This is a genomic window from Mesorhizobium sp. J428 (assembly GCF_024699925.1).
Classification (GTDB): Bacteria; Pseudomonadota; Alphaproteobacteria; order Rhizobiales; family Rhizobiaceae; genus Mesorhizobium_A.
The window spans coordinates 5243665-5269813 of sequence record NZ_JAJOMX010000001.1 but is presented as its reverse complement, the minus strand read 5'-3'; the positions used below and the strand labels follow the sequence as shown (position 1 = coordinate 5269813).

At 64.4% G+C, this 26149-nt stretch carries 29 protein-coding genes; 17 read left to right on the top strand and 12 right to left on the bottom strand.

Going from position 1 to position 26149, the window contains the following annotated elements; genetic code table 11:
• The first annotated feature begins 29 nt into the window (after positions 1–29).
• From LRS09_RS26595 to LRS09_RS26575, 5 genes are all read left to right on the top strand, one after another.
• The gene (locus tag LRS09_RS26595; RefSeq protein ID WP_257810059.1) at positions 30–569 is read left to right on the top strand and encodes a class I SAM-dependent methyltransferase; all 540 of its coding nucleotides are present in this window, start codon (positions 30–32) and stop codon (positions 567–569) included.
• Entirely contained in the window at positions 554–727 is a 174-nt protein-coding gene (locus tag LRS09_RS26590; RefSeq protein ID WP_257810058.1) for a hypothetical protein, read from the top strand. Before LRS09_RS26595 ends, LRS09_RS26590 begins: the two co-directional genes overlap by 16 nt.
• Positions 728–1132 (top strand): GtrA family protein, encoded by a 405-nt coding sequence (locus tag LRS09_RS26585; protein WP_257810057.1) that lies wholly within the window; start codon positions 728–730, stop codon positions 1130–1132. It abuts the gene before it with no gap.
• A gap of 136 nt (positions 1133–1268) precedes the next feature.
• Positions 1269–2681, top strand: coding sequence for a magnesium transporter (gene mgtE, locus LRS09_RS26580; protein WP_257810056.1), 1413 nt, complete (start codon positions 1269–1271; stop codon positions 2679–2681).
• Between the two features lie 76 nt (positions 2682–2757).
• Complete coding sequence (locus LRS09_RS26575) at positions 2758–3147, top strand: MerR family DNA-binding transcriptional regulator (RefSeq protein ID WP_257810055.1); 390 nt, start codon at positions 2758–2760, stop codon at positions 3145–3147.
• A gap of 24 nt (positions 3148–3171) precedes the next feature.
• Here the strand turns inward: LRS09_RS26575 and LRS09_RS26570 are convergent, their stop codons facing one another.
• Positions 3172–3903 (bottom strand): hypothetical protein, encoded by a 732-nt coding sequence (locus tag LRS09_RS26570; RefSeq protein ID WP_257810053.1) that lies wholly within the window; start codon positions 3901–3903, stop codon positions 3172–3174.
• A 108-nt stretch (positions 3904–4011) separates the two neighbouring features.
• Here LRS09_RS26570 and LRS09_RS26565 point away from each other — a divergent pair, with 108 nt between their 5' ends.
• Positions 4012–4332, top strand: a complete 321-nt coding sequence (locus tag LRS09_RS26565; RefSeq protein WP_257810051.1) for a hypothetical protein — start codon at positions 4012–4014, stop codon at positions 4330–4332.
• A 30-nt stretch (positions 4333–4362) separates the two neighbouring features.
• Complete coding sequence (locus tag LRS09_RS26560; RefSeq protein WP_257810050.1) at positions 4363–4893, top strand: gamma carbonic anhydrase family protein; 531 nt, start codon at positions 4363–4365, stop codon at positions 4891–4893.
• Between the two features lie 137 nt (positions 4894–5030).
• Here LRS09_RS26560 and LRS09_RS26555 read toward each other — a convergent pair whose 3' ends face one another.
• The 3 genes from LRS09_RS26555 to LRS09_RS26545 all read right to left on the bottom strand — a co-directional run bounded on the left by LRS09_RS26555 (position 5031) and on the right by LRS09_RS26545 (position 7281).
• Positions 5031–5636 (bottom strand): transglutaminase-like cysteine peptidase, encoded by a 606-nt coding sequence (locus LRS09_RS26555; protein WP_374684886.1) that lies wholly within the window; start codon positions 5634–5636, stop codon positions 5031–5033.
• A 254-nt stretch (positions 5637–5890) separates the two neighbouring features.
• Entirely contained in the window at positions 5891–6511 is a 621-nt protein-coding gene (locus LRS09_RS26550; protein WP_257810049.1) for a PilZ domain-containing protein, read from the bottom strand.
• A gap of 128 nt (positions 6512–6639) precedes the next feature.
• A complete protein-coding gene (locus LRS09_RS26545; protein ID WP_257810048.1) occupies positions 6640–7281 on the bottom strand; it encodes a PAS domain-containing protein in 642 nt (213 codons plus the stop codon).
• 370 nt (positions 7282–7651) lie between these two features.
• On the opposite strand from LRS09_RS26545, the gene LRS09_RS26540 reads away from it, so the two are divergent.
• The 7 genes from LRS09_RS26540 to LRS09_RS26510 all read left to right on the top strand — a co-directional run bounded on the left by LRS09_RS26540 (position 7652) and on the right by LRS09_RS26510 (position 12573).
• Positions 7652–8413, top strand: a complete 762-nt coding sequence (locus tag LRS09_RS26540; RefSeq protein WP_257810047.1) for a rhomboid family intramembrane serine protease — start codon at positions 7652–7654, stop codon at positions 8411–8413.
• 87 nt (positions 8414–8500) lie between these two features.
• Positions 8501–8932 carry a CBS domain-containing protein gene (locus tag LRS09_RS26535; RefSeq protein ID WP_257810046.1) on the top strand — a complete coding sequence of 144 codons (432 nt, stop codon included), beginning with the start codon at positions 8501–8503 and terminating at the stop codon, positions 8930–8932.
• 158 nt (positions 8933–9090) lie between these two features.
• Complete coding sequence (locus LRS09_RS26530; RefSeq protein ID WP_257810045.1) at positions 9091–9948, top strand: hypothetical protein; 858 nt, start codon at positions 9091–9093, stop codon at positions 9946–9948.
• Positions 9949–10014: 66 nt separating this feature from the next.
• Complete coding sequence (gatB, locus tag LRS09_RS26525; RefSeq protein WP_257810044.1) at positions 10015–11535, top strand: Asp-tRNA(Asn)/Glu-tRNA(Gln) amidotransferase subunit GatB; 1521 nt, start codon at positions 10015–10017, stop codon at positions 11533–11535.
• Positions 11536–11538: 3 nt separating this feature from the next.
• Positions 11539–12024 carry a GNAT family N-acetyltransferase gene (locus tag LRS09_RS26520; RefSeq protein ID WP_257810043.1) on the top strand — a complete coding sequence of 162 codons (486 nt, stop codon included), beginning with the start codon at positions 11539–11541 and terminating at the stop codon, positions 12022–12024.
• Positions 12025–12067: 43 nt separating this feature from the next.
• Complete coding sequence (locus LRS09_RS26515) at positions 12068–12400, top strand: hypothetical protein (protein WP_257810042.1); 333 nt, start codon at positions 12068–12070, stop codon at positions 12398–12400.
• Positions 12325–12573 carry a GNAT family N-acetyltransferase gene (locus LRS09_RS26510; protein WP_308240370.1) on the top strand — a complete coding sequence of 83 codons (249 nt, stop codon included), beginning with the start codon at positions 12325–12327 and terminating at the stop codon, positions 12571–12573. The genes LRS09_RS26515 and LRS09_RS26510 overlap by 76 nt, the downstream gene beginning before the upstream one ends.
• On the opposite strand, the gene LRS09_RS26505 is transcribed toward LRS09_RS26510, so the two are convergent.
• Complete coding sequence (locus LRS09_RS26505; protein ID WP_257810041.1) at positions 12574–13080, bottom strand: DUF992 domain-containing protein; 507 nt, start codon at positions 13078–13080, stop codon at positions 12574–12576.
• 103 nt (positions 13081–13183) lie between these two features.
• On the opposite strand from LRS09_RS26505, the gene LRS09_RS26500 reads away from it, so the two are divergent.
• On the top strand, positions 13184–13723 hold the full coding sequence (locus tag LRS09_RS26500; RefSeq protein WP_257810040.1) for a putative glycolipid-binding domain-containing protein: 540 nt from the start codon (positions 13184–13186) through the stop codon (positions 13721–13723).
• Positions 13724–13825: 102 nt separating this feature from the next.
• Positions 13826–14692, top strand: a complete 867-nt coding sequence (gene yghU, locus LRS09_RS26495) for a glutathione-dependent disulfide-bond oxidoreductase (protein ID WP_257810039.1) — start codon at positions 13826–13828, stop codon at positions 14690–14692.
• Between the two features lie 138 nt (positions 14693–14830).
• On the opposite strand, the gene LRS09_RS26490 is transcribed toward yghU, so the two are convergent.
• Positions 14831–15280, bottom strand: a complete 450-nt coding sequence (locus LRS09_RS26490) for a hypothetical protein (protein WP_257810038.1) — start codon at positions 15278–15280, stop codon at positions 14831–14833.
• Between the two features lie 438 nt (positions 15281–15718).
• Here LRS09_RS26490 and LRS09_RS26485 point away from each other — a divergent pair, with 438 nt between their 5' ends.
• Positions 15719–16177, top strand: a complete 459-nt coding sequence (locus LRS09_RS26485; RefSeq protein WP_257810037.1) for a GFA family protein — start codon at positions 15719–15721, stop codon at positions 16175–16177.
• A gap of 3 nt (positions 16178–16180) precedes the next feature.
• Here LRS09_RS26485 and LRS09_RS26480 read toward each other — a convergent pair whose 3' ends face one another.
• The 6 genes from LRS09_RS26480 to LRS09_RS26455 all read right to left on the bottom strand — a co-directional run bounded on the left by LRS09_RS26480 (position 16181) and on the right by LRS09_RS26455 (position 26115).
• Entirely contained in the window at positions 16181–16975 is a 795-nt protein-coding gene (locus LRS09_RS26480; RefSeq protein ID WP_257810036.1) for a thermonuclease family protein, read from the bottom strand.
• Between the two features lie 233 nt (positions 16976–17208).
• The gene (locus tag LRS09_RS26475) at positions 17209–18048 is read right to left on the bottom strand and encodes a right-handed parallel beta-helix repeat-containing protein (RefSeq protein ID WP_257810035.1); all 840 of its coding nucleotides are present in this window, start codon (positions 18046–18048) and stop codon (positions 17209–17211) included.
• A 245-nt stretch (positions 18049–18293) separates the two neighbouring features.
• A complete protein-coding gene (locus LRS09_RS26470) occupies positions 18294–18734 on the bottom strand; it encodes a cupin domain-containing protein (protein WP_257810034.1) in 441 nt (146 codons plus the stop codon).
• A 326-nt stretch (positions 18735–19060) separates the two neighbouring features.
• Entirely contained in the window at positions 19061–19714 is a 654-nt protein-coding gene (locus LRS09_RS26465) for a hypothetical protein (protein ID WP_257810032.1), read from the bottom strand.
• Positions 19715–19989: 275 nt separating this feature from the next.
• Positions 19990–23829: a vitamin B12-dependent ribonucleotide reductase gene (locus tag LRS09_RS26460; protein WP_257810031.1), complete on the bottom strand. Its 3840-nt coding sequence runs from the start codon at positions 23827–23829 to the stop codon at positions 19990–19992.
• A 720-nt stretch (positions 23830–24549) separates the two neighbouring features.
• On the bottom strand, positions 24550–26115 hold the full coding sequence (locus LRS09_RS26455) for an inorganic phosphate transporter (RefSeq protein WP_257810030.1): 1566 nt from the start codon (positions 26113–26115) through the stop codon (positions 24550–24552).
• Between the last annotated feature and the right edge of the window lie 34 nt (positions 26116–26149).

Below are 26149 nucleotides of genomic sequence, written 5' to 3'. Positions count from 1 at the left end.
CGCCAAGGATCATTCGAAGGAAACGTGGAATGACCAAGATTTCGAGCGAGTTCGACGCGTACCGAAACAGCTATTCGGACGCGGTGAACGGTTCAATCGCTTTCTCGGGGCTGAAGGTCGATTTCTTCATCCGAGCAAAGGCCAAGAGGCTTCTCGATGTCCTGGCGGAGAAGGTCGGGCCGACGCGAGAGCTTTCGATCCTGGACGTCGGATGCGGGGTGGGGACGTATCACCCGTTGCTCACCGGTTCGGTCGGGCGAATCACGGGGGTCGATCCTTCTGCCGAATGCGTTGCCGAGGCGAGTATCAATAATCCCGGCGTCGAGTACAAGGCTTATGACGGCGAGACTATCCCCTATGACGACGGCACGTTCGACGCCTGCTTTGCTATCTGCGTGATGCATCACGTGCCGGTGCCGTTGTGGCCGCGCTTTGCCTCGGAGCTGCGACGCGTGGTAAGGCAGGGCGGCGCAGTGCTGCTGTTCGAGCACAATCCCTACAATCCGTTGACGCAGCGGGCAGTTTCCAACTGCCCGTTCGATGCGGACGCCGCATGCTGCTCTCGATGAAAACCGCGAAGGAGCACCTGCGCCTGGCGGGTATGACCATTCTCGAGGGGCGCTATATCCTCAATGTTCCATCCATCGACGGCTTTGCGCGACGCGTGGACGACGCGCTGGGTGCCCTTCCGACCGGCGCGCAATATTATGTGGTGGCCCGACGCTAGATGGCCGGTGCCGTGGATCTAAAGCGGTATGCGCGGCGCCTTACGGCCTTCGCAGGAATAGGTGCGTTCAACACGATCGCGTTCTTCCTGATTTCCACCGCGCTGTTCCAGTGGGCGGGCCTGTCCGCCACGGCCTCCGGCTATATCGCCTATGCCGTGCTGGTGCCGGTGTCTTTTCTCGGTCACCGGCGCATCACGTTCTCGTCGAACGGCGCCATCGCCAGGGAATGGCTTAAATTCTGCGTCATCCAGGCGGTGAATCTGGTGATCGTCGGCGTGGTGACGGCGTTTGCCGAAACCGGGCAGATCCCGGGCTGGGTTTCGTTCGCGCTTATCAGCGTGCTGATCCCGGCGCTCAATTTCGTGATCTTCCAGCTCTGGGTCTTTTCGGGGCGAGCGGCCTGAGTGCCCCGATAGTGTCACGAATCCTAGGCCGGCAGCGTTCTCCAGATTGCATTCAGCCAGCGTCGCAAATCGATTGATGTTTCGCCCGTTGCACAGGTAAGGATGCGGCGAAGCAGCCGCAGCCACGGAGGCGCCATTGCAACAGCCCGAAGATCGCGCCTCGGCTTCCCATCAACATGAGGGCAATGCCGATATCTACGACGAGGACGGCGTGATCCGTGCGTCCTTCCTCGCCCATATCGGTGCGGCGATCGCCGACCGCGACGTGCTGGCACTCAAGCAGGATCTGGCGGATCTCCACCAGTCCGAGTTGGGCGACGTGCTGGAGGCGCTGTTGCCGGATCAGCGGCGGGCGCTGGTCAACCTGCTCGGCGAGGATTTCGATTTCGCGGCGCTGACCGAGGTCGACGATTCTATCCGTCAGGAGATCGTCGACCAGCTGCCCAATGAGCAGATCGCGCAGGCCGTCCAGGAGCTCGATTCCGACGACGCGGTCTACATCCTGGAAGACCTCGACGAGGACGACCAGGAGGAAATCCTCTCGCAACTGCCGTTCACCGAGCGCATCAGGCTGCGGCGCGCACTCGACTATCCGGAGGAGACTGCCGGCCGGCGCATGCAGACGGAGTTCGTCGCGGTGCCGCCGTTCTGGACCGTCGGCCAGACGATCGACTATTTGCGCGAGGACCAGAACCTGCCCGACAGGTTCGCCCAGATCTTCGTCATCGATCCGACCTTTCGCCTGCTCGGCGCCATCGACCTCGACATGATCCTGCGCACGAAGCGCGCGGAGAAGATCGAGGACATCATGCACGAGACGCGGCACGCGATCCCGGCGACGATGGACCAGGAAGAGGCCGCGCAGGAATTCGAGCAGTACGACCTGCTGTCGGCCGCGGTCGTCGACGAGAACGACCGCCTCGTCGGCGTGCTCACCATCGACGACGTCGTCGACGTCATCCAGCAGGAGGCCGAGGAGGACATCATGCGCCTCGGCGGCGTCGGCGATGAGGAGTTGTCGGACAGCGTGCTGGCCACGTCGCGCTCCCGCGTGCCTTGGCTGCTGATAAACCTCTTGACGGCCTTCCTCGCTGCGTCAGTGATCGGCCTGTTCGACGCGACGATCGAACAGATCGTGGCGCTGGCGGTGCTGATGCCGATCGTGGCGGGCATGGGCGGCAATGCCGGCTCGCAGACAATGACGGTTACTGTGCGCGCGCTCGCCACCAAGGATCTCGACATCTACAATGCCGGCCGCATCATCCGGCGCGAGATGGGCGTCGGCTTCATCAACGGCATCATCTTCGCCTTGCTCGTCGGCACGGTCGCCGGCCTGTGGTTCGAGGTCCATATCGGCTTCATCATCGCCGCGGCGATGATCATCAACCTGTTCGTGGCCGCGCTCGCCGGCATCCTGATCCCGCTGCTGCTCGACCGCTTCGGTGCCGACCCCGCGGTCGCCTCGGCCGTCTTCGTGACGGCCGTGACCGATGTCGTCGGCTTCTTCGCCTTCCTCGGCCTCGCCGCCTGGTGGTTCGGGGTCAGGTGACGCAGCCGCGATTGACTTTTACGTAAATGCCATGCCAAGCTTTTTCCGGAACGGAATCCGGAGTTTGGCCGTATCGATGGCGCGTGAATACTATACGATCACCGAGCTGACGCGCGAGTTCGACATCTCGACGCGCACCTTGCGGTTCTATGAGGACGAGGGGCTGGTCCAGCCGGTGCGCCGGGGGCGGACCCGGCTGTTCCGGCCGTCCGACCGCCATCTCGTCAAGCAGATCATGCGTGGCAAGCGACTCGGCTTCTCGATCAACGAGATCCGCGAGATCATCCAGATGTACAAGGAGCCGCCGGGCGAGGCGGGCCAGCTCAAGCTCCTGATCAAGCGTATCGAGGAGAAGCGAGGCGACCTGCGCCAGAAGCGCCGGGACCTCGAGGAGACGCTGGCAGAGCTGGACCAGGCCGAAGAGTCCTGCGTCGAGCGCCTTGCCGAGCTGGGCGTCAACACCTGAGACGACCGGGTCTATCGACTGGCGTCAGTTTCCGGTCTTCAGCAGCGCCGTCACCTTCGCCAGCATGGCTTCGTCCAGCGCCTTCCAGTCGGACAGCAGCTGGCGCGGGAAGCGATAGGTAAGGCTGAGGTCGTCGCCGACATGGATGTCGCGCTCGCAAGGAGCCAGCGAGCCTGCCGCGGACGCTTCGTCGAGGCAGCGCGCGACATAGGGCGGCTCGCCAGGGCGTTCGGCCAGGACGAGTACCTCGTTCAGGTAGCCCGATTTGACGCTGAAGTTCCGGACCCGGAGCCCGCCGGGGAGTGTCTTGTCCGTCGTCTCGGTCAACTGCGCATAGATCGGTTCGTAGCGGCCGCTCATATCGCGCGACATCATCCGCGGCGAGAGCGACGCAAAGAGGATGTTCGGCTCGCCGGCTGCATGATTGAAGTCGTCGCGCGCCGCGTCCGTATAGCCATCGAGCTGCGGCCAGCGCATGTAGAGATCGAGCCGGGAGGCGACCCCGTTCCGGCGCGCCGTCTCGAAACGGATCATGTTTCGCGGCGCGGCGATGACGTTGTTGCCGATCACGACCTCGGCGACCGATGTGTCGTCGGTATGGCCGGCCATGGATATGCTGCGCCCGGCAAAGCGTCCGGCCACGCTGATCGCCACCGACAGCAGCGCAAGCGCTGCAAAGACATAGAAGACCCGCCAGGCGAAGCGTGAATCGAGCAGGGGCCGCGATATCGGGTCTGCCGCCGTATCCGTCGCCACATCCTTCTCCTGCATCTCGATGTGCCTTGCCGGCACAGGCCGAGCGGCACGGCCATTGCGCCGCGCCTGACGGCCAAACTGGGCCAACATGGTAAACGGGAGGTGAACATGGACCAGATCTGGGCCTTCTCCTTTGCCTTCGCGGTGGGTTTGACCATCGCCGGCTTTGCCGGATCGGCAATGGAGATCGCAACCGGAGCGCCCCTGCGGCTGGCGCCGCCCTTTGTCGACCGCCGGCGTATCGCGCTGTCGCTAGCCGCGAGCCTCACTGCGGGCCCCTTCATGCTCGTCAACGACGCGTTGGAGGCACGCCGGCGCGGGCGAGTCGGACTTACCACCCTTTCGATCTGCCTTATCATCGGAGCAGGGTGGACGCTGGCGACCGGCATTTTGGCCACGGAGCTTGCGATCCTGCTTGCGGGCGGATAGGTCGCTCGGCGACAGCGAACGGAGGACTGCATGCCAATCTACGCGATCGACGGTAAGAGCCCGGAATTCGAGGAGCGCGAGAGCAATTTCATTGCCCCCGACGCCACCTTGATCGGCAACATCGCAGTCGGACGCGATGTCTCGATCTGGTTCGGCACGGCCATCCGCGGCGACAACGAGAAGATCAGGATCGGCGCGCGCACCAACGTGCAGGAACACACGATCATGCATTCCGATCCCGGCTATCCGCTGACGATCGGCGAAGGCTGCACGATCGGCCATCGCGCCATGCTGCACGGCTGTACCATCGGCGACAACTCGCTGGTCGGCATGGGCGCGATCATCCTCAACGGCGCGAAGATCGGCAGGAACTGCCTCGTCGGCGCCGGAGCGCTGGTGACCGAGGGTAAGGAGTTTCCCGACAATTCGCTGATCGTCGGCTCGCCCGCCAAGGCCGTGCGCACGCTCGACGATGCTGCGGCGGACCGGCTGAGGACATCGGCTCAGCACTATGTCGACAACGGCAAGCGCTTCATGAAGGGCCTGAAGAAGGTCGACTGACCCGACCGTCATGTGACGGCTGCCGGCCTAGGCAGGCTCCAGAAAAAGGCGGAGCCGGCCCGGGGACATGGGCCGGCTCCTGAACCCGGTCGTTGGGGACGGGGAGGGTGGGGACTCGACCGGGTTGTCGCTGCTCCCTACTTCACGCTGCCGACGGCGACTGGGCGGTCATCGTTGACGGCGATCCAGATACCCGAGTTCCGCTCGGACTGGCGCTTCAGGAACGTGTAGTCGGTGTCGGTCCAGGCCAGGATCCTCGGCTCGAGATTGTCGAGCACGAAGTCGCCCAGGCTGGTGCGCACCGTCAGGACAGCGTGGCCGTCACCGTTGGGCTGCCGCACCACGGTGATGAGCAGGTTGCCGGCGGGCACGCCGAGCGCCATCAGCTGGCGGCGCTTCTCCAGGACGTAATCCTCGCAGTCGCCCTCGCTGTCCGGGTAGGACCAGTATTCTTCCTGGCCCCACATCTCCATGTCGGTGCGCGGCGCGATCACCGTGTTGACGGTGCTATTGATGTCGACCATCTTGGCCCAGAGCTTGCGGCTCAGCTCGACCGGATTTGTCTTGGGTGTCTTCTGCGCGCATTCCTGCGGCACGCGCCGGCAGAATTCATAGTGTCCGATCGGCTGGGTGGTCCGTTCGCCGCCCGGCATGAAGTTCGGCGCAGCGCTTGCGGAACCCGCAAAGCCGAACGCAGCTGCGGTCGTCGCGGCAAGCAGCAGGAAAGTCTTGATTGTCCCCATGTCCCTGTCTCCCCGTTCGAGATGACAATGACAGGTTCGGATTTATTCGGCGCAAAAGTCCGAAGTACAGATTGAAGCGAACTAGAATAGAACAAATATAAAATAAGAATAGAATTTATGTAAAATTTGATGCTTCAAGGCAATGGCTTATCTTGGCGTGCAGGGGCGCCAGCGGAATGCTCCCGGACGGAGCGCCGCGAACGAAAAAGGCCGGGACGAGCCCGGCCTGACTGGAAGGTGAATAGTACGGTGAGCTAGAGGTCGCGTCCGACGCTGAACTCGGCCTCGAGGGATTCCGGCCGCTGGATCACCGCGAACTCGACGGCGACGCCGTCCTCGAAGTGACGAACGACCTGCCCGCGCATTGTGCCGAGGATGACCTGCGTGCCGAGCGCCGGCTTGACGTCGATTTCGATCGCGGCGCCCGAGAGCGACAGGTCGATGATGCGGCATTGATATTGGCGGCCATCGGCGAGCTGTATGACGCTGATCGGGTTACGCGGCGCGATACGCTCATGGCGGCGGTCCTCCGGCAGGTCGAGCTCATGCTTGTTCGCGAGCCAGGTCAACTGGGCGGCAAGCTTGTCCTTCTTGCGATCGGAGGCGACAATGGTCATGGCGAAGCCATCGGCCTGGGTGCGCGTGACGACGCCTTCGATACGGCCGATATGGTCGATATAGGCGATGACCTTCTCGCCCGGCTGGCCGATGCGGTCGGCGCGCAGAAGCACATTGCCCGGCGACATGTCGAGAACCTGGCAGGGATGCTCGGAGCGGTCCTCCAGCATGAAACGGCCATAGATCTTGACGCGCACGCGCTGGAAATTCCGCCTTTCAGCCTTGGCTTGGGAAAAATCCATGGCGGCAGACGTCATTGCTGTCACTGGCCTCGACCACGTTGGGAGACGGTGCGCCCGCGCGCACGTTCTGCCAAGACTTTAGGTCGAAATAGGTTAATAGCGCGTAAGTCGGGAGCCCCGAATGCCCGGCAAATGAGGCGTATTCAGCGTCCTTCGCGCCCGCCGTCGAGCACCAGAAGATGGCGGATTCTGCGGCCTCGCGCACCGGGTCGGATCGCGGTGTCAGCCGCTTCGAGCGACGGAGACAGGGAGGGAACGGGAACCGCCGGCCGGTTGGCAAGGAAGAGCGGCTCGCGCTCCGGGTCGACGACGCGCAGCGAGGTGATCCGGCATTCGACGACGGGATCCGCGCCCAGCCAGTACGGCCTTTCGACGGGTGTGATCGCGCCGAGCGACCGTGGATGCTGCACACCGCCGTCGAGCGGCAGGAGCAGGAGTTCGAAGCTGTTGGACCGTCCGTTCCGGCTCACGCCGTCGAAGCTGATCACCACCACCGACTTTGCGAGGAACGCGCCATGCGCGAGGCGGGCGACCACGCGCTCGTCCTTCTGCAGCCAGAGCGAGGAGAAGGTGAACCCTTTCAGCTCACGCCCGAAGGTGGCGCACAGCCGGGTGCCGGCAAGACGGAATACAGCCTCACCGCGCGCGTCCTTCTCCAGGATGAACGTGTCGGCGAGCAGCGACTTGATGTCGGCCGGCTCGATCTCTGTGCGCGTCGGGGCAGGGCGCCCGCTGCGGAGTCTGTCCCAATACTGGAACAGCTCGATCGATCCCTTGAGTCTCATGCACCTGCTCCGCTCGGACAGTTCCCGAATGTGCCAACGGGGAACAGCGTCGCGCCCACCGGTGACCTTCATGCCGGACGTTGCAGGTTCCGTGCCAGCACAGGGGCAAGATTGTTAACAGCGCCGGACCGTTAAGGTTAATTTTGGGTTACCGTTGCCAGCGGCCGGAAAAACTGCGAAACAATGACCACATCACGAAGCCATTGGCTTTGCAGCACTTTTCGCGGCGAGAGCCGCAATCGTTTGGGTGGGCTGGGGGCTCGACCAAGCCGTTCGAGGGCAACCTCGGACGGCTTTTTCTTTAACCATCCGGGGCAATCGACAGGCACCATTGCTATATGAGTCGCTGCAACGAGGCGACTCACATCCGATGACCGATTCCGACCGCACCGAACAGTCTGCCGAGGCGCCCGACGCGATGCCATCCGGTCGTGGGGGACGCGAGCCGCTGTTCAACCTGCCCGGGGTCGTAATCGTCTTCATCATTCTCTGCGTCGGCATTCATCTGGCGCGCGTCTACGTGCTGACGCCGCAGCAGAATTACGAGCTGATCCTGAACGGTGCCTTCTTTCCCGTCCGCTACACCGGCGGCTACGACCTCGACGTCTACGCCTTTACCAGCCCGTTCACCTCTTCGCTGCTCCATGCCGGGTGGATGCACCTCATCCTGAATATGGTCTGGATGGCGGCGTTCGCCTCGCCGCTGGCGACCCGCATCGGTGTCGTGCGGTTCGTGTTGTTCTGGTGCTTCGCGACCGTCGGTTCACTGCTTCTCCATTTCGCCGCGCGGCCGGACGACATGGTTCCGGTCATCGGCGCGTCTGGCGCGATCTCCGGCATGATGGGAGCAGCGGCGCGGTTCGGATTCCGCGTCGACCGCTCCCACCGCCTTCCCATCTTCGCGGGGCCGCGGCTCAGCCTCGGCGAAACGCTCCGCTCGCGGGCGGTTCTCATCTTCCTCGGCGTCTGGCTCGCCATCAACTTCGCGGCAGGTGCGGGCCTCGATCTATCCGGCAGTGAAGGATCGATCGCCTGGGAGGCGCATATCGGCGGCATGCTGGCCGGACTGTTCGGCATCGGCCTGTTCGACAGGTTGCCGTCGCGCGCCTCGGGCTCAACGGCCTTGCAATGACCCGAATCCGGGCGCACCATCCGTTCTCCGGCCAGCGCCTATCAAGTTGGGGGAGTGGCGTCGGCCGTCATTGAAAGGAGGAAGACGATGACGGTGAAGGCTATTCTCGAGGAAAAGGGCCGCAACGTGGTGACACTCACCTCGGCCGAGACGCTCGAAAGCGCCGTGAAGACGCTTGCGCAGTACAAGATCGGTGCGCTCGTCGTCACATCCGGCAACGGCCGGATCGAAGGCATCCTGTCCGAGCGCGACATCGTCCGCGTCATCGCCGAGCACGGTGCCGCAGCGCTGAAGAAACCTCTGTCGACCGCCATGACCGCCAAGGTGAAGACCTGCAGCGAATCCGCGACTGTCAACGAGGTCATGGAGATCATGACGCGCAGCCGGTTCCGCCACCTGCCGGTGGAGAAGAACGGCGTGCTGGCGGGCATCATCTCTATCGGCGACGTGGTCAAGCGGCGCATCCAAGACATCGAGAAGGAAGCCGAGGAGATCAAGCAGTATATCGCGACGGTCTGATCTCCCGACCGGTCGCGCCTGCGGGTTCCGCGGAAAAGTCGCCTCGAAAGTGAAATCTCCGACAGACTGCGCCCCGCTGGCGAGGTGTAGTTCTCCTGTCATGATCCAGGACCAGCCTGCGCCGGCTGGCGTGATGATGCGCGGACGGGAGAGGCTCGATGCCGAGCAAGGTGATCAAGGGGACGTACCACGTCAAGAATCGCTCGCCTGACGGTGATTCGATCGCCTTCCAGGCGAACAATACGGCGAACTGGGATTTCTTCGATTGGGGCCGCGACTTCCGCAAGCCGACGCCGGAGAAGAACCGCCCGATACAGCTGCGCATCGAGGGGATCGATTCGCTCGAGACGCATTACGAGGGTTTCGCCCAGCCGCTTGCCATCGCGAAATCCGCCACGGACGCATTGCTGCGGGCCTTCGGCATACCGGTGCTGACCTACAACCTCAACTTCACCAAGATCGTCACGGCCGGGGATTCGGTCGAGGGCGCGATCGTCGCGGCGGATGTCGACGGCTACGACCGCCCGATCGCCTATGCGCTGCTCGGCGATCACGGGCTGGCGGACGGCGCCGAACTGCCGGCGCTGACCGATGCGATCGTCGAGATGACGATCAACTACAAGCTCGCCGCGGAAGGGCTCGTCTATCCGACCTTTTATACGACCACAAACGAGACCGGTCTCGCCGCGATCTCGCGGGCCGCGGCGGCCGCGATCGAGGACAAGCGTGGCATCTGGGCCTTCGACCGCAGTCCCGGCTTCCAGTTCTGGGGCCCGCGCACGATCCTGGAGGAGGCGGTGATCCTGCCGAAGCTCTTCCGGCGGCTCGTGAATTTCTGCGAGGAGAGCGACGACATTGCCAATCTCGGGCAATGGCTGACCGGCAAGCGCGACCCGTTCACGGTGATCTCGAGCGGGCAGCACTTCCAGAAGCTGTCCGACCTCGTCTTCGTCAACGGCCGCGAGGTCGGACTGAAATTCGATCCGCTGGACGTGATGTTCCGCCCGACGTCGTAGAGGCTTCCATCCGCGGCTTTCCCGGTCTAGGAAGCGGTCTCCCGCCATCCGGATCGCAAGACGCAAATGTCCATCATCGATACTCGCACCCCCGACGCCAAGCGGCTGATCCCCGGCGCCACCGGCGACTGGGAAGTCATCATCGGCCTCGAGGTGCACGCCCAGGTCCTGTCGAACTCGAAGCTCTTTTCCGGCGCTTCGACCGCGTTCGGCGCGGCACCAAATGCCAATGTCAGCCTGGTTGATGCAGCCATGCCCGGCATGCTGCCGGTGATCAACGAGGAGTGCGTCAAGCAGGCGATCCGCTCCGGCCTCGGCCTAAAGGCGCAGATCAACCTGAAATCGGTTTTCGACCGGAAGAATTACTTCTATCCCGATCTGCCGCAGGGCTACCAGATCTCGCAGTACAAGCAACCGATCGTCGGAGAGGGCAAGATCATGATCTCGGTCGGCCCGGATCGCGAGGGCAAGTTCGAGGACATCGAGGTCGGCATCGAGCGGCTGCATCTGGAGCAGGATGCCGGCAAGTCGATGCACGACCAGCATCCGACCATGTCCTATGTCGACCTCAACCGCTCGGGCGTGGCGCTGATGGAGATCGTGTCGAAGCCCGACATGCGCTCGGCCGACGAGGCGAAGGCCTATGTGACCAAGCTGCGCACGATCCTGCGCTACCTCGGCACCTGCGACGGCAACATGGACGAGGGCTCGCTTCGTGCCGACGTCAACGTCTCTGTGCGCAAGCCCGGCGGGGAATTCGGCACGCGCTGCGAGATCAAGAACGTCAACTCGATCCGCTTCATCGGGCAGGCCATCGACTCCGAGGCGCGGCGCCAGATCGCGATCCTGGAGGATGGCGGCTCGATCGACCAGGAGACCCGGCTGTTCGATCCCGGCAAGGGCGAGACGCGCTCGATGCGCTCCAAGGAAGAGGCGCACGACTACCGCTATTTCCCCGACCCGGATCTGCTGCCGCTCGAATTCGACCAGGCCTATGTCGATGCGCTTGCGGTTGACCTGCCCGAACTGCCAGACGCCAAGCGCGACCGGCTGGTGAACAAGCTCGGCCTGTCGGTCTACGACGCCTCGATCCTCGTGTCCGAAAAGGCGATTGCCGACTATTTTGAGGAGATGGTCGCGAATGGAGCCGATCCGAAACAGGCGGCAAATCGACTTATCAACGAGTATTTCGGCCTCCTGAACGCCGCCGGGCTGTCAATAGAAGAAGGGCCAATCTCTGCGAAGGCAAACTCTACAATCGTCATGATGGTGAGCGATCGCACCATTTCGGGCAAGATGGCTAAGGATCTCACCAATGACTACTGGTCCTACCGTGTAGAGGGTGGGGTCGAAGTCGATGTCAGACTTTTTGCAAAGGAACGCGGATACGATCAGGTCACCGACACCGGTGCGATCGAGAAGGCGGTGGACGAGATCATCGCGGCCAACCCCGACAAGGTCGAGCAGGCGAAGGCGAAGCCGACGCTGGCCGGCTGGTTCGTCGGCCAGGTGATGAGGTCGACCGGCGGCAAGGCAAACCCGCAAGCGGTCAACGACCTCGTCAAGGCGAAGCTCGGGATCGAGTAGGCCTTGTTCGTCCGCACCGCCAGCGAGCGCGACCTGCCGGAGGCCAGCCGGCTGATCGGCGAGAGCCTGCATGCGGCCTACGATGCGTTCTACGGCGTGGACATGGTCGACACCATAGCCAGGGCGCTCTATTCCCGCGAGGCGCTAAAGGCCGCGATGAGCCGGCCGCTGTCCGAGTTTCTCGTTGCGGACGACGGCGAGGCGATTGCCGGCGTGGCCTTCGCGGCCTCCCCGGACGACAACGACCGGGTGGTCGATGTGCTCGGCCTCTATGTCCGGCCGGCGCTTCAGGGACACGGGATTGGCGGAATGCTGTTGCAGGAGCTGGAGGAGTCTTTCTTCGAGACCGAGCGCATCCGGCTGGAGGTTGGCGCGCGCAATCTGCGGGCGTTGGGCTTCCTCGAAAGCGAGGGATACGAACGGAGAGGCCAGCGGCGCGAGGAAAGGCTGCATGCCACGCTCGTCACGCTCGACAAATCGCTGGTGTGATTCCGCTCCCGCCGCCTAGAGTGGCCGTGGGAGGACATAAGACATGCCTGACACCGCAGCCCGCATCCACCATATGACCGAGGCCGACACGGATCAGGTTTCGGCGCTGATCCACGCGTCCTGGGTGCGCACCTATGGGCCGCTGATGGGGGAGGAGCGGGCGGAGCTCGAATCGGCGAAGAAGCACCGGCCGGAGATGATCGCTGCCGATCTGAAGCGAATGCATTCCGAGAGTTTCGTCGGCGAGGCGCCGGACGGGCGGATCGTCGGCTATGCCTATGCCAAAGTCGAGAAGGGGTACTGTGGCTCGACCGGCTGCATGTCGCGCCGGCCGAGCAGGGCAGCGGGCTCGCCGCCGGCCTGCTGCATGCCGTGATCGTCAACTATGTCGGCGAGCCCTCGATCTCGCTCGAAGTCATCAAGGGCAACGACCGCGCGATCCGCTTCTACGAGCGCGAGGGGTTCGTGACCACCGAGGAGCGCGACGCCTGCGGCGGCATCGGCGGAGTGCCGACGCTGGTCATGCGCAAGGCACTATCGCGCGCCTGATCAGTTCACCGGGTTCAGCGTCATCGAGGTGCCGGCGGCCGCGACGTTGAGGCCGATCTGGCCGGTCACACTGAGGAGCTGCAGGCTGATCGAGCCGGAGGTGCCGCCGACGAGCACGTTGGCGCCGATGCCTGCACCCACGGTCGCCTCGACCGAGGCGCCCTCGTAGACGCCGCCGAGCGAGCCGCGATGATAGCCGGCGGTGGGGGCGAACACCGCCCAGACGAGCTTGCCGCGCGTGGTGAAGCCGACGTCGACGCCGAGCTTTCGGATCGCGCCGGAATAGTCCTCGCCGCGCCGGCCGCCGGTCGGGCGGAAGGTGCAGTCGAGCGTCTTGGCCGAGCCCAGCACGTAGCCGATGCCGCCGCCGACATCGCAGGAGAGCGTGCCGATCTTGACGCCCCCGTAGCGGTCGTCCTCCTGGTAGCTCTGCCGGTCGGCTGCGACGGCGAGCGTGGCAGCGGCCGCCAGCGGGGCCGCGAGCGCGAAGGCGAGGATCTTGTTCATGCGAGGTCTCCGTTCGATAGTGCAGCTCCGTCCCGCGATGCTGATGAACCGGCATCAAGGCGCAAGCGTGGCGGGACGGTGGCGGCACGCAGGGAGCATGGACATGATGGAAACCGCCTTGTGGAAACGGCTCGACGTGACGGGCCACGACGCGGCGCGGATCGAAACCGTGCCCGGCGGCCATCTTCTCCAGGGCACGGCGGTCTTCCGCCACGAAGACGGGCCGGCCTGCGTGTCCTACAGCCTCGACATCGCGCCGGACTGGTCGACCCGGCGCGGGCTGGTGCAGGGCTTCGCTGGCGAAAGGGCCTTCGCCCTTGAGATCGTTCGCGACGCCGATGGCTGGACGCTGGATGGGGTGGCGCAGCCGGGGCTGGCGCATCTGATGGACCTCGACCTCGGCTTCACGCCGGCGACCAATCTGCAGCAGCTGCGCCGCATGCCGCTTGCGATCGGCGAGGCGGCGGACATCAAGGTCGCGTGGTTCGATGTCGGGGCGGAACGGCTGGTGGAGCTGCCGCAATACTATCGCCGGCTGGACGAGAGCCGCTACGCCTATCGGGGGTTCTCCTACGCGGCGACGCTGGAGATGGCGCCGTCCGGCTTCGTGAAGCTCTATCCGGAGCTGTGGGAGATGGAATGAGCTGGACCAATCGCCCCGCTCTGGCGCGCTGCGTCGGCGGGGCCTATCTTTCAACAATGCGGACGTCCGTCCGTTCTCATCCCTCATATGCCGGAGACGCAGATGTCCGATACGCCCTACACGCCGCCGAAAGTCTGGACCTGGGAGAAGGGGAATGGCGGGGCCTTCGCCTCGATCAACCGTCCGATCGCCGGGCCGACGCACGACAAGGAACTGCCGATCGGAAAGCACCCGCTGCAGCTCTATTCGCTCGCCACGCCCAACGGCGTGAAGGTGACGATCATGCTGGAGGAACTGCTGGCGCTCGGACACAGGGGTGCCGAATATGACGCCTGGCTGATCAAGATCAACGAGGGCGACCAGTTCGGCTCGGGCTTCGTCGCCGTCAATCCGAACTCGAAGATCCCGGCGCTGATGGACCAGTCGGGCCCGACGCCGATCCGGGTGTTCGAGTCGGGCGCGATCCTCGTCTATCTCGCCGAGAAGTTCGGCTCCTTCCTGCCGACGGAGACGGCGGCCCGCGCGGAAACGCTGTCCTGGCTGTTCTGGCAGATGGGCTCGGCGCCCTTCCTCGGCGGCGGCTTCGGTCATTTCTATTCCTACGCGCCGGAGAAGATCAAATACGCCATCGACCGCTATGCGATGGAGACCAAGCGCCAGCTCGACGTGCTCGACCGGCGGCTGGCCGAGGTCGAATATGTTGCCGGCAGCGAATACACGATCGCCGACATGGCGATCTGGCCCTGGTATGGCGGCATGGCGAAGGGCTGGAACTACGGCGCCGGCGAGTTCCTGTCGGTGCACGAATACAAGAACGTGATCCGCTGGGCCGACCAGATCCTGGCGCGGCCGGCGGTGGTGCGCGGCCGGATGGTCAACCGCGTCTCGGGAGACCTCTCCGGCCAGCTGCACGAGCGTCACGACGCGTCCGATTTCGAGACGAAGACGCAGGACAAGCTGGCGAAGTAGGGTGTTTCTCCTTCTCCCCGTTCACGGGGAGAAGGTGGCCGCGCGGGATTGTCGACCGCAGCGCAATTTTTCGCGGACGCAAACAGGATCGGTCTTGGGGCATTCACCTGTCCTGCACAGGGGCAGGACAGGTGCTGCTCAGGACGTGTCGCGCAGTTCGACCGGCGAGATGGTCGCGTCGGCGAGGCGCTGAAGGTCGGCGCGATGCACCCCGCCCTCATTCCCGGCCTCGTCGGAGGCCTGCCCCTGATGCAGGAACGACAGGCGGCACAGCTGTGCCGCGATGGCCTGCATGTAGTGGCCAAATGCCCTGAGTGAATCGGCGATGTCTTCAGCATCGAAGGGATTGCTGCCGAAACCGGCCGGCATCAGGACCGGCCTCCAGGGTCTGCGTGCGGAACTGCGGAGCGTGCCTTCGACGTAGGCCCGGAGCAGCGCATTGGCCTGCCAGGCGGCCCACAGCACGCACCAGCGGACCCAGAACGACCGGCCGGCGGCCTGCTCGGCCATGTCGGCGATCGAGAACAGGCGCATGACGATCCTCGCCTTTAACGCCTGTTCCCTCCCCGCCTTCGCCCTCCAGCCCATCGCCGGCTCCCGTTTCACCGAGCACAGTGTCATGCATGTCTGAAAGGGGTGGATGAAAAGATTCGGCGGGCCAATGGGATCAAGGGGTTAGCGGAAAGTGAGCGGAAATCGATCCATCGGATGATGTGCCAGAACTGACCTCTCCGGCTCCTCTCAAGACAGCGCAAACTGTCCGCGATCGTCATCCCGGCGACCGGAGGTCAGCCGGGACCGATTGACCATGGCGGGTTGGCGCTGACCCTTGCCGCGACCGTGGGCGTTTTCAGCGTGTAACCGGAGAGAGGAATGGGTCCCGGGTCGCCTCCGGCGCCCGGGAAGACGGGCGCGCGGGGTGGCATGAAGCGGTCAGGGGCGAGGCGGGGCAGGCAGGGAGCGGTTCGGGTGCTTGCCGTTGTGCGCGGGGCGGGGCAATGGTCTGTGCATCATGGAGGTGACGAGATGAGCGACTGGATAGTGCCGCGCGAGGGCGGGTGCCGCTGCGGGCGGGTGCGGCTGAAGGTGACGAAGGCGCCGCTGGTGACGATGGCCTGCCATTGCACCGGCTGCCAGAGGATGAGCTCGTCGGCCTTTTCGCTGTCCGCCGCGATCCCGGCCGACGGTTTCGAGGTGACCGAGGGCGAGACGGTGATCGGCGGCCTGCACGGCGAGGACAGTGCGCATCATTTCTGCGGCTGGTGCATGAGCTGGATGTTCACCCGGCCGCAAGGCATGGACTGGTTCGTCAATCTGCGCCCGACCATGCTGGACGACACGAGCGGCATCGCGCCCTTCATCGAGACCTACACGTCGGAAAAACTGCCCTTCGCCGAGACTGGGGCGGCTCATTCCTTCGAGCGCTTTCCGCCCATGGAGGCGATGGAAGGCCTGCTCAGGGAATTCGCCGCCTGGCAGCGCTAGACATCAGCCGCACCAGGTCTGTCGCGACCCGCCCGGCCGGCGGGCGAGGCCTTCGGCGATCATCGCATCGCCGATCGAGCGGCCGTCGCGCATGACGGTGCGCAGCTTGCGGCCGTAGATGTCCTTGTCGTCCGAGGCGGCGACCAGCTCCAGCGGGCCGGCGCTCAAAAGCTCGCGCAGGCGATCCTTCGCCTTGGCCGCCAGCATCGCCTCGCGCCGGCATTTCGGGTCGCCGGCGGCCGGCACCTCGATATCGGCGACGCCGATCGCCTTGCCGTCGAGGACGAAGGTGTCGCCGTCGACGACGCAGCCGCGCGCGGCGCGCTCGCCGCAGATCGGGAAGGCGAGGCCGGCAAGCCGCGTGGCGTTCTTCGGCGCCGTGGGCAGGGCGGTTTTTACCGGCGCGTTGGGAACCTCCGCCTTCGGCGTCGGCGCGACCTCGGCCGGCGGACGGGCGACCGCGGGCAGGGGCTTGTCCTCGCGCGTCTTCTGCGGCACCGGCTTCGACGGGCGCGGCACCGGCAGGGCGGCGGTTTCGATCGAACGATCCGGCTTTGCGGCGGGCAGGCGCGAGCGCTCGGGCCTGGCCGTGCGCTCCACCTTTGCGGGAGGAGCGGCGCCGGCGATGCTGCGCTTCAGCCGGTCGAGATCGGGCATGCCGAACCAGGCCGTGGCGGCAAAGGCCAGCACGGCCCCCAGCGTCACGAGGCCGAGGGAGGCCGCGACGCGGCCGCCGCTGCGCCCCGAATTCTTCCGTCGTGCCGGTTTCGCGCCCGAGCGCTTGCGATTCGCCGCCATCCGCGCCTCCATCGTGGCCCGCAGGATGAGGCATCAACGGTTAAGGGACGGTGCGTGGGGAGTAGGGGAGTAGGGAGTAGGCAGTAGGCAGTAGGCATGTCTCAGGCTCGTTGGCCTCGCAGCCCCCTCCACCACGCTTCGCGTGGTCCCTTGCCGGGGCGAGCCACTTATCTCGCCCGTCCTTCGGACCCCTCGCTTCGCAGGGGAGGATAGGGGCCGCGTGACCGGACGACTTAGAAGACGTGATTGCCGCTGGAATAATCGCAGCCATAGATCGCGGTCGAGAAGGTTGCAGACACGATGTTGCCGATGCACGCGTCGCTCGTGCCGTCAGCATGGATTCCATGCAAAGCCCCGGCCGTGGTGTTGACGACATAGTTGTCCTTGATCACCATCCGGTTGGTGCCGGATACCCAGATGCCCCTGGACGTCGAACTCGTCGTCGAACCTATGTCGCGCACTTCGTTCGCGGCAATAATTCCTCTTGCACTGCCGCTTATGCTCATGATGCCTACGGCCTGGTAGGTCTCATGGATACCGTCGACGACATTGTCCGTCACCGAAACGCCGTTGGCGGCGATGTAAATGCCGTAGGCGGAGTAGTCTGAACCTCCGCCGATGGACGAAATGACATTTCGGCGAATGATCGCGCCGTCGGCGGCGATGAGAATTCCGGTCTGGAGGGAGCCTTCGACCCTCATGTCTTCGATCAGATGGCCGGAGCCGCCCCCGGACAGGTCGATGCCGGCATAGAAGCCCCTCACGGAGCCATTGCGCAATGTGATGTTCGTTCGACCGGTCGCGGCGATTCCCTTGGCCTGGGAACCGGCACCGCCGCCCAGGCCGCCCAGCTTGAAGCCGTTCAGATCGATCGTCACATTGTTGGTGTTGATCGTGATGGCCGCGCCTGTCGTTATCGAGGTGGCGAGATCCTTCTTGAGGCAATAGATGCCCTGCGTGCTGATCACTGCCGGCAGCGCGTTGATCGCGGTGCAGTAGATCGTCTCCGCGCGGGCCGCGGACGAAAGCGCCAGCGCGGCAACCGCGACAGCCCAAGCCAATGATGAATGCATGACGTCACTCCCGATGCACTTTCCCCAAGGGAATAGAGCCTGCGGTCGGGCGCTTGTCCATAGGAGAGGGTCGGAGTGAGATGGTGGGAATTCGGGCGGTCGTCGACGAAGCCAAACATGCAGAGGGCGAGGGGGCCGGTTACATGAGCCTGTTTCCCGGCCCTCCGCCAGGGCTCCGGGCGTTCACATCCTTTGGAAGGTCCACTGGACCTTCCAATTCGCCCGCGGCGAAACGGATGCTCACCCTACTGCTTCAGCACCGTGTGCGGGGCGTCGCCTTCGACCTGGTCGATGACGAGGAGGCGGACGGTGTCCGAGCCGGTGTTGGCGCCCTGGTGCCAGGTGTCGATCATCTCGACGATGAAGTCGCCGGTCTTGTAGTCCGTGGTCTTGCCGGTGTCGGCATTGGTGACGCGCAGGTTTCCGGCGAGCACGTAGGCGTAGCGGGCGGAGGGGTGCTTGTGCACCGGCAGCGTGGCGCCGGGCGGGATTTCGAAGATCGAGGCGATGACGCGCGGCTTGTCGCGCGGCAGGACGAGCGGCTGGCCGGCATCGGTCTTGTCTGTCGAGGCGAGCGGCGTGACGACCGCCGCCTGCGGCGTGGGGTCGAGGGCGGCGGCGTGGGCGGTTGCGGCCAGAAGGATGAGGAAGGCGCGGCATGCGGCGCGCGGCGTGCGATGTGTCATGATTTCCCCCGGTGACGATGCGGAACCTGCATGCCCGCGCGGCGGCGGCGTGGCAAGCGGCGGCGCGGGACGTGGTTGGGGATTGGTTTAGGGGAGGAGCGCGTGTCCTTCTCCCCTTGTGGGAGAAGGTGGATCGGCCGAAGGCCGAGACGGATGAGGGGTGTTGGACGGAACTCGGGTGTGCAGGGGGCGCTCGCCGCGCATGTTCTGGACCGTCTTACTCCGTCCAGCACCCCTCATCCGCCGCCTGATCTCACCGCTCGCCTGCGCGAGCAGCGAGGGCGGCACCTTCCCCCACAAGGGGGAAGGACAGGTGGACGTGTCGCCTATATGATTGGGGTGGGATGGCTCGGCGGTGACGGTCTATCGCGGCCAGAGTCTCGGATTTCCTCTTCAACGCTTAGGATGACGTTCTCCAACCTTGTCATAAGCCGACGCCCAAGATCTGCGTAGGCGGTCTCATCCGAGGACCAGATGAGGCTGGAGTCAATTAGAGAAAGGACCGCTAGCCCATCTAATTCTGGATAGAACTCTCTAATAATCGAAAGAGTTGCTGTTGAAAAACGCGCATCGATAACAGGTTTCTTTGTGTTCCAAAGATGAACACCGCACCGCTTTCCATCTATGATTGTACCAAAATCGGCTGTAAATTTTACTCTGAAAATTTCTTGTGGGCTCGTATGAGTGTGAGGTTTGACTTCGAACAGATCAGCAGTATGCACGTCGCGCCATAGCAAGAGCGTTCGTAATCCTGCCTGCACGGAATTTCGTTCCGGAGTTGCAGAAATTCGACTTGCAGATTCGAACACGCTTTCAACGTCCTCACCCTTTGCGAGCATCCTATTGGCGAGAGGCCTAAGCGACCGATGGAAGTCATAGGGGTCATCACTGGGAATGAGCCGCTTACGCACTTCCGTGCGTTGAGGTTTCGCATTGAGCGATATCATTTTCAGGTATGCAGAAGTTCCGAAGGTGAACATGTTTAGGTTCCTGTTTTGCCTTCGCTACCTCGACTCTGAAACCCGACTCCCCATATGGTGCTCCTGCTAAGGGAGAGGTCGTCAGATTTCTTCGCCCCGCGTGGCTTCGGCTTTATTCGCGGTATCCAAGGCCGACCCTGGCAGGGGTCGGCCTTGGTGTTTCTGGATGCCATATAAGGGCATCGTTATGCGTGTATCCCTTTTGTTCCTTCTTGTAGTTCGGCCCGATCTTGCGACCGGGCCGGCATGTTTAGCGCTTCAACGGTTGCGGATTCTCACGAACACCCTGACGTCGCGCCACACGTATCGCACTTCTCGCAGGTTCCGTTCCGGACCATGGTGAAGTTCTGGCATTCGGAGCAGGAGTTGCCGGTGTAGCCCTGCATCATCGACTTGACGCGGCGGTCGTTGGCGAGCGCCTTGGCGCTGGCGGCGTCGGCCTGGGCCTTGTCGGAGAAGAGGGCCGTGGTCGCGGCCGGGGCGTCGTCCTCGAACAGGTCGGGATGGTTTTCCTCCGCGATCTCCTCGGCGAGTTCCTTCGCGCGCTCCTCGTAGTCGCGCTTGAAGGCCACGGTCTCCTCGACGCGCTCCGACGAGACGGTCTTGAGCGCCGTCACCGTGGTGGCGGAGAAGGCGCGGACGTTGGAGCCGCCGACCGCGGTCGTCGCGGCGCGGGCCGGAGACGAGGGGGTGGGCGAGGATGAGGCAGCGCCGTCGGCGAAGCCCTTCGGTTCGGCCGACTTCGACACCAGCGTCGGCTTGTAGCCGCGCGTCCAGCCGGTGGAGACGAGGTTGGTCTTGCCCTCCTGGATGCCGCGGCCGAGCGACGTGTTGCCGAAGTCGGACTGGTCGACATGGGCAAGGTCATGGCGGCCGAGATAGGAGACGGCGAGCTCGCGGAAGACGTAGTCGAGGATCGAGGTGGCGTTCTTGATCGCGTCGTTGCCGACGACCATGCCGGCCGGCTCGAACTTCGTGAAGGTGAAGGCCTCGACATATTCCTCGAGCGGCACGCCGTATTGCAGGCCGAGCGAGATGGCGATGGCGAAATTGTTCATCATCGCGCGGAAGGCGGCACCTTCCTTGTGCATGTCGATGAAGATCTCGCCCAGCCGTCCGTCGCCGAACTCGCCGGTGCGCAGGTAGACCTTGTGGCCGCCGACGACGGCCTTCTGGGTGTAGCCCTGGCGGCGGTTCGGCAGCTTCTCGCGGTCGCGGTAGAGCCGCTCGACCACGCGCTCGACGATGCGCTCGGTGATCTGGGTCGCACGCGCGGCCGCCGGGGCGGCGACGAGGGTCTCGACCGCGTCGTCCTCGTCGTCGTCATTGTCGGCGATGAGCGAGGCGTTGAGCGGCTGGGAGAGCTTCGAGCCGTCGCGGTAAAGCGCGTTGGCCTTCAGCGCCAGCTTCCAGGACAGCATGTAGGCGTTCTTGCAGTCCTCGACGCTCGCCTCGTTGGGCATGTTGATCGTCTTGGAGATGGCGCCCGAGATGAAGGGCTGCGCGGCCGCCATCATGCGGATGTGGCTCTCGACGGAGAGATAGCGCTTGCCGATCTTGCCGCACGGATTGGCGCAGTCGAACACCGGCAGGTGCTCGTTCTTCAGGAAGGGGGCCCCTTCGAGGGTCATCGCGCCGCAGACGTGGATGTTGGCGGCCTCGATCTCCTTCTTCGTGAAGCCCAGCGCCGGCAGCATCTCGAAGGAGAAGTCGTCGAGCTGCTCGTCGGTAAGCTTGAGCACGGACTTGCAGAAGTCCTCGCCGAGCGTCCACTTGTTGAAGACGAACTTGATGTCGAAGGCGGAGCCGAGCGCGGCGTTGACGGCGGCGATCTTCTCCTCGGTGAAGCCCTTGGCGCGCAGCGAGGACGGGTTGACGCCGGGCGCCTGGTTCAGGTTGCCGTGGCCGACGGCATAGGCCTCGATCTCGGCGATCTGGGCCTCGGAATAGCCGAGCGTGCGCAGCGCTTCCGGCACGGCGCGGTTGATGATCTTGAAGTAGCCGCCGCCGGCGAGCTTCTTGAACTTCACCAGCGCGAAGTCGGGCTCGATGCCGGTGGTGTCGCAGTCCATGACGAGGCCGATCGTGCCGGTGGGCGCGATGACGGTGGCCTGGGCGTTGCGGTAGCCGTTCTTTTCGCCGAGCGCGATGGCGCGGTCCCAGGCGGTCCTGGCATGCTCGCCGAGTGCGGCCTGCTTCAGGTCCGCATGGACCAGCGGCACCGGATTGACCGAGAGCGCCTCGTAGCCGGCGGCCTCGCCATAGGCGGCGCGGCGATGGTTGCGCATGACACGCAGCATGTTGGCGGCGTTGCGCTCATAGTCCGGGAAGGCGCCGAGCTCGCCGGCCATCTCGGCCGAGGTGGCGTAGGCGACGCCGGTCATGATCGAGGTGAGGCCGGCGCAGATGGCGCGGCCCTCGGCGGAGTCGTAGGGGATTCCGCTGGTCATCAGCAGGCCGCCGATATTGGCATAGCCGAGGCCGAGCGTGCGGTATTCGTAGGAGAGCTTGGCGATCTCCTTCGAGGGGAACTGCGCCATCATGACCGAGATCTCGAGCACGATGGTCCACAGGCGAACGGTGTGCTCGTAGGCCGCGATGTCGATGTCGCCGCCATGCAGGCGGTAGGGCAAAAGGTTGATCGAGGCGAGGTTGCAGGCCGTGTCGTCGAGGAACATGTATTCCGAGCACGGGTTGGACGCCCGGATCGCACCGGCCGACGCACAGGTGTGCCAGTCGTTCATCGTCGTGTTGAAGTGGAGGCCCGGATCGGCCGACGCCCAGGCGGCGTAGCCGATCTTTTCCCACAGCTCGCGGGCCTTCAGCGTCTTGACCACCTTGCCGTCCTTGCGGGCGGTGAGGTTCCACGACCCGTCGGTCTCGACGGCGCGCAGGAAATCGTCCTTCAGCGAGACGGAGTTGTTGGAGTTCTGGCCTGAGACGGTGAGGTAGGCCTCCGAATCCCAGTCGGTGTCGTAGGTCTTGAACTCGATCGAGGTGTAACCCTGCTTCGCGAACTGGATGACGCGCTGAACGTAGTTCTCCGGCACACCGTCCTTCTTGGCGTCCTTGATGGCGCGCTTGAGGGCGGGGTTGCGGTTGGGGTCGTAGCAGTCGCCGTCCGGGCCGTCGCAGTTGACGCAGGCCTTCATGACGGCGGTCATGTGCTTCTTGACGATCTTGGAGCCGGTGACGAGGGAAGCGACCTTCTGCTCCTCCTTCACCTTCCAGTCGATGTAGTCCTCGATGTCGGGATGGTCGATGTCGACGACGACCATCTTGGCCGCGCGGCGGGTGGTGCCGCCCGACTTGATGGCGCCCGCGGCGCGGTCGCCGATCTTGAGGAAGGACATCAGGCCCGACGAGCGGCCGCCGCCGGAGAGCTTTTCGCCCTCGCCGCGCAGATGCGAGAAGTTGGAGCCGGTGCCGGAGCCGTATTTGAACAGGCGCGCCTCGCGCACCCACAGGTCCATGATGCCGCCCTCGTTGACGAGGTCGTCGGCGACGGACTGGATGAAGCAGGCATGCGGCTGCGGATGCTCATAGGCCGACTTCGACTTGGTGAGCTTGCCGGTGAAGGGGTCGACGTAGAAATGGCCCTGGCCGGGGCCGTCGATGCCGTAGGCCCAGTGCAGGCCGGTGTTGAACCACTGCGGCGAGTTGGGGGCGACGCGCTGGGTGGCGAGCATGTAGGCGAGCTCGTCGCGGAAGGCGCTGGCGTCAGCCTCGGAGGCGAAATAGCCGCCCTTCCAGCCCCAGTAGGTCCAGGTGCCGGCGAGACGGTCGAAGACCTGGCGGGCGTCGGTCTCGGAGCCGTAGCGCTCGTTCTCGGGCAGCTTGGCGAGCTCGGCCTCGTCGGGCACGGAGCGCCACAGGAAGGAGGGGACGTCGTTCTCCTCGACCTTCTTCAGGCGCGCGGGCACGCCGGCCTTGCGGAAATACTTCTGCGCCAGCACGTCCGTCGCCACCTGGCTGAACTGAGCCGGCACGTCGATGTCGGCCAGGCGGAAGACCACCGAGCCGTCGGGGTTCTTGATCTCGGATAGGGCCTTACGGAATTCGATCTCCGTATAGGCAGACTGTCCGTCCTTGGTGAAGCGCCGTTCGATCCGCATCGTCTTCGTCCTTCAGTCCCCAAATATAGCGTCATCCACAGAATTCGTCCTCACGATTCCGCGATGCTGCCCTGGCTGCATCCGTCGCGGTCCCGAAGGTCCGCAACGCCTCTCCGCCGTCCTGTTCCGCTCCGTCGCGGCCCACCTTCACAGAGGCGGCTGCGCGGCGGTCGAAACCCTCTTGCGGCCCTCTTCCGTCACCGATTCAGGTGAGTCTCATCTTGCGAGACTTATCCCTTATCTGGTGTCGACTATCCCCCGCAAACACTAAATATAGTGTTAACAACCTCTTTACGCCAATCAATTTCGTCCATTTTCCCGAGCCCGGAAGGCACACGAGATCCTCAGCCGAGCGCACCGCTGGAAAGCGGCCTCGATCGTCGGGAAACGCATCAAATCGGGGAAGAACTGGCTTGGGCCGGAGCCCGCGCCGCGCCCTCAACACGAGCGCATGACCGATATGAAACGACTCGCGAGGGGAGGTCAACGATTCGTTTATGCGAGATTTATGACCACAACATCTTGTGGGGGATGCATGTGGATAATGGGGACTGTCGGCCGGCTGAGAGACTGTTTGGAAATTCTGCTCTGGCGGCCATCTGACGGCGTTTTCTGCGCTTCCGGTGCTCACGGATCCAAATGTCCGCTCCGCTCGTCGCCTGCGGCGACCCCGAAAACCATCACCAGCTGACTCGCCAGAGCGAATTTCGAAACAGTCTCTCAGAATACCAGGCCGATGAGATGGAACGCGCCGATCGCCAGCAGGGCCGAGGCGGGCACCGTGGTCACCCACGCGGTGACGATGGTGCGAACATGGGCGCGGCGGACAAGATTGCGGCGGGAGATTTCTTCGCGGGAGATCGGTGGGGCGCCCGCGTTGTCGAGATCGGCCTCATCGGCCAGCACGTCCGCGATCGCCCCGGCGGATGCCTCGCGCTCGGCGCGGCGGCGCGCCATCTTGCGCTCGAGATAGGCGCGCCGGCGTGGCGAATTGGCCGTGTACCATTCGCGGAAGAAGCCGACGCCGAAAACGGCGCCGACCGCAATATGGGTGGAGCTGACCGGCATGCCCATCGCCGAGGCGATGATGACGGTGAGCGCGGCCGACAGCGCGACGCAGAAGGCGCGCATCGGGTTGAGCTTGGTGATCTGCTCGCCGACCATGCGCACGAGCTTGGGTCCGAAGAGCAGCAGACCGATCGAGATGCCCGCCGCGCCGATCAGCATCACCCAGAAGGGGATGCCGACCGCGGTCTCGACGTCGCCGCCCTGCGCGGTCGAGACGATCGCCGCCAGCGGGCCGACGGCGTTCGCCACATCGTTGGCGCCATGGGCGAAGGAGAGCAGGGCCGCCGAGATGACCAGCGGCAGCCGGAACAGCTTGCGCAGCGACTGGTTGCGGTTCTCCATGCCGCGCGACTGGAGCGCCACGAACCTGTGCGACAGCACCCAGAAGAGCGCCGTGGAGCCCAGACCGAGAGCCGCCAGCGTCCAGCCGTCGAAGGTCACGACATGGTTGAGACCCTTGCTGGCGAGATAGGTGGTGAAGGAGCCGGCCATGATGGCGATGAGCACCGGCACCCAGCGCCGCGCGGCGGTGAGCTTGTCGTCCTGGTAGATGATGGTCGACTTGATGAAGAAGAGGAACAGCGCCGCCACGATACCGCCGGCGAGCGGCGAGACGACCCACGAGGCCGCAATAGCGCCCATGATGCTCCAGTCGACAGAGCCAACTCCAGCAGCCGCGATGCCCGCGCCCACGACGCCGCCAACAACGGCATGCGTGGTCGAGACCGGCGCGCCGATCCAGGTGGCCAGATTGACCCACAGGGCCGAGGAGATGAGCGCCCCGAGCATCAGCCTGATGAAGACGTTGGGATCGCTTACCAGCCGAGGATCGATGATTCCCTTGGATATCGTCTCGACCACGTCGCCGCCGGCGATCAGGGCGCCGGCGGTTTCGAAGATCGCCGCCAGCACCAGGGCGCTGCCCAGCGTGAGCGCACGGGCGCCGACAGCTGCGCTTACATTGTTGGCGACGTCGTTGGCGCCGATGTTCAGCGCCATGTAGCCGCCGATCGCCGCCGCCGCGACGATCACCACCGCTCCCGGCTGGCCCATCACGTAGATCGACGCCGCGACCGCTGCGAACACGATGAAGAGGAGCGCGAGACCGGGAGCCACCAGCCCGCGCGACAGCACGCTCGCAGCCTCCTCGACGGAGGCGATCTTGTCGAGATCCTTGTCGAGCGTGTCCTTGCGGGTGAGTTCGGCGGGAAGCGCCATGGGGCAGATCCATCGAAGAGGGGACTTCGGGCCG

Excerpts from the sequence above, each read along its gene's own strand:
- LRS09_RS26595 (WP_257810059.1), top strand. The coding sequence starts at position 30 with ATGACCAAGATTTCGAGCGAGTTCGACGCGTACCGAAACAGCTATTCG.
- LRS09_RS26590 (WP_257810058.1), top strand. The coding sequence starts at position 554 with ATGCTGCTCTCGATGAAAACCGCGAAGGAGCACCTGCGCCTGGCGGGT.
- LRS09_RS26585 (WP_257810057.1), top strand. The coding sequence starts at position 728 with ATGGCCGGTGCCGTGGATCTAAAGCGGTATGCGCGGCGCCTTACGGCC.
- LRS09_RS26575 (WP_257810055.1), top strand. The coding sequence starts at position 2,758 with ATGGCGCGTGAATACTATACGATCACCGAGCTGACGCGCGAGTTCGAC.
- LRS09_RS26565 (WP_257810051.1), top strand. The coding sequence starts at position 4,012 with ATGGACCAGATCTGGGCCTTCTCCTTTGCCTTCGCGGTGGGTTTGACC.
- LRS09_RS26560 (WP_257810050.1), top strand. The coding sequence starts at position 4,363 with ATGCCAATCTACGCGATCGACGGTAAGAGCCCGGAATTCGAGGAGCGC.
- LRS09_RS26555 (WP_374684886.1), bottom strand. The coding sequence starts at position 5,636 with ATGGGGACAATCAAGACTTTCCTGCTGCTTGCCGCGACGACCGCAGCT.
- LRS09_RS26550 (WP_257810049.1), bottom strand. The coding sequence starts at position 6,511 with ATGACGTCTGCCGCCATGGATTTTTCCCAAGCCAAGGCTGAAAGGCGG.
- LRS09_RS26545 (WP_257810048.1), bottom strand. The coding sequence starts at position 7,281 with ATGAGACTCAAGGGATCGATCGAGCTGTTCCAGTATTGGGACAGACTC.
- LRS09_RS26540 (WP_257810047.1), top strand. The coding sequence starts at position 7,652 with ATGACCGATTCCGACCGCACCGAACAGTCTGCCGAGGCGCCCGACGCG.
- LRS09_RS26535 (WP_257810046.1), top strand. The coding sequence starts at position 8,501 with ATGACGGTGAAGGCTATTCTCGAGGAAAAGGGCCGCAACGTGGTGACA.
- LRS09_RS26530 (WP_257810045.1), top strand. The coding sequence starts at position 9,091 with ATGCCGAGCAAGGTGATCAAGGGGACGTACCACGTCAAGAATCGCTCG.
- gatB (WP_257810044.1), top strand. The coding sequence starts at position 10,015 with ATGTCCATCATCGATACTCGCACCCCCGACGCCAAGCGGCTGATCCCC.
- LRS09_RS26515 (WP_257810042.1), top strand. The coding sequence starts at position 12,068 with ATGCCTGACACCGCAGCCCGCATCCACCATATGACCGAGGCCGACACG.
- LRS09_RS26505 (WP_257810041.1), bottom strand. The coding sequence starts at position 13,080 with ATGAACAAGATCCTCGCCTTCGCGCTCGCGGCCCCGCTGGCGGCCGCT.
- LRS09_RS26500 (WP_257810040.1), top strand. The coding sequence starts at position 13,184 with ATGATGGAAACCGCCTTGTGGAAACGGCTCGACGTGACGGGCCACGAC.
- yghU (WP_257810039.1), top strand. The coding sequence starts at position 13,826 with ATGTCCGATACGCCCTACACGCCGCCGAAAGTCTGGACCTGGGAGAAG.
- LRS09_RS26490 (WP_257810038.1), bottom strand. The coding sequence starts at position 15,280 with ATGGGCTGGAGGGCGAAGGCGGGGAGGGAACAGGCGTTAAAGGCGAGG.
- LRS09_RS26485 (WP_257810037.1), top strand. The coding sequence starts at position 15,719 with ATGAGCGACTGGATAGTGCCGCGCGAGGGCGGGTGCCGCTGCGGGCGG.
- LRS09_RS26480 (WP_257810036.1), bottom strand. The coding sequence starts at position 16,975 with ATGGCGGCGAATCGCAAGCGCTCGGGCGCGAAACCGGCACGACGGAAG.
- LRS09_RS26475 (WP_257810035.1), bottom strand. The coding sequence starts at position 18,048 with ATGCATTCATCATTGGCTTGGGCTGTCGCGGTTGCCGCGCTGGCGCTT.
- LRS09_RS26470 (WP_257810034.1), bottom strand. The coding sequence starts at position 18,734 with ATGACACATCGCACGCCGCGCGCCGCATGCCGCGCCTTCCTCATCCTT.
- LRS09_RS26465 (WP_257810032.1), bottom strand. The coding sequence starts at position 19,714 with ATGTTCACCTTCGGAACTTCTGCATACCTGAAAATGATATCGCTCAAT.
- LRS09_RS26460 (WP_257810031.1), bottom strand. The coding sequence starts at position 23,829 with ATGCGGATCGAACGGCGCTTCACCAAGGACGGACAGTCTGCCTATACG.
- LRS09_RS26455 (WP_257810030.1), bottom strand. The coding sequence starts at position 26,115 with ATGGCGCTTCCCGCCGAACTCACCCGCAAGGACACGCTCGACAAGGAT.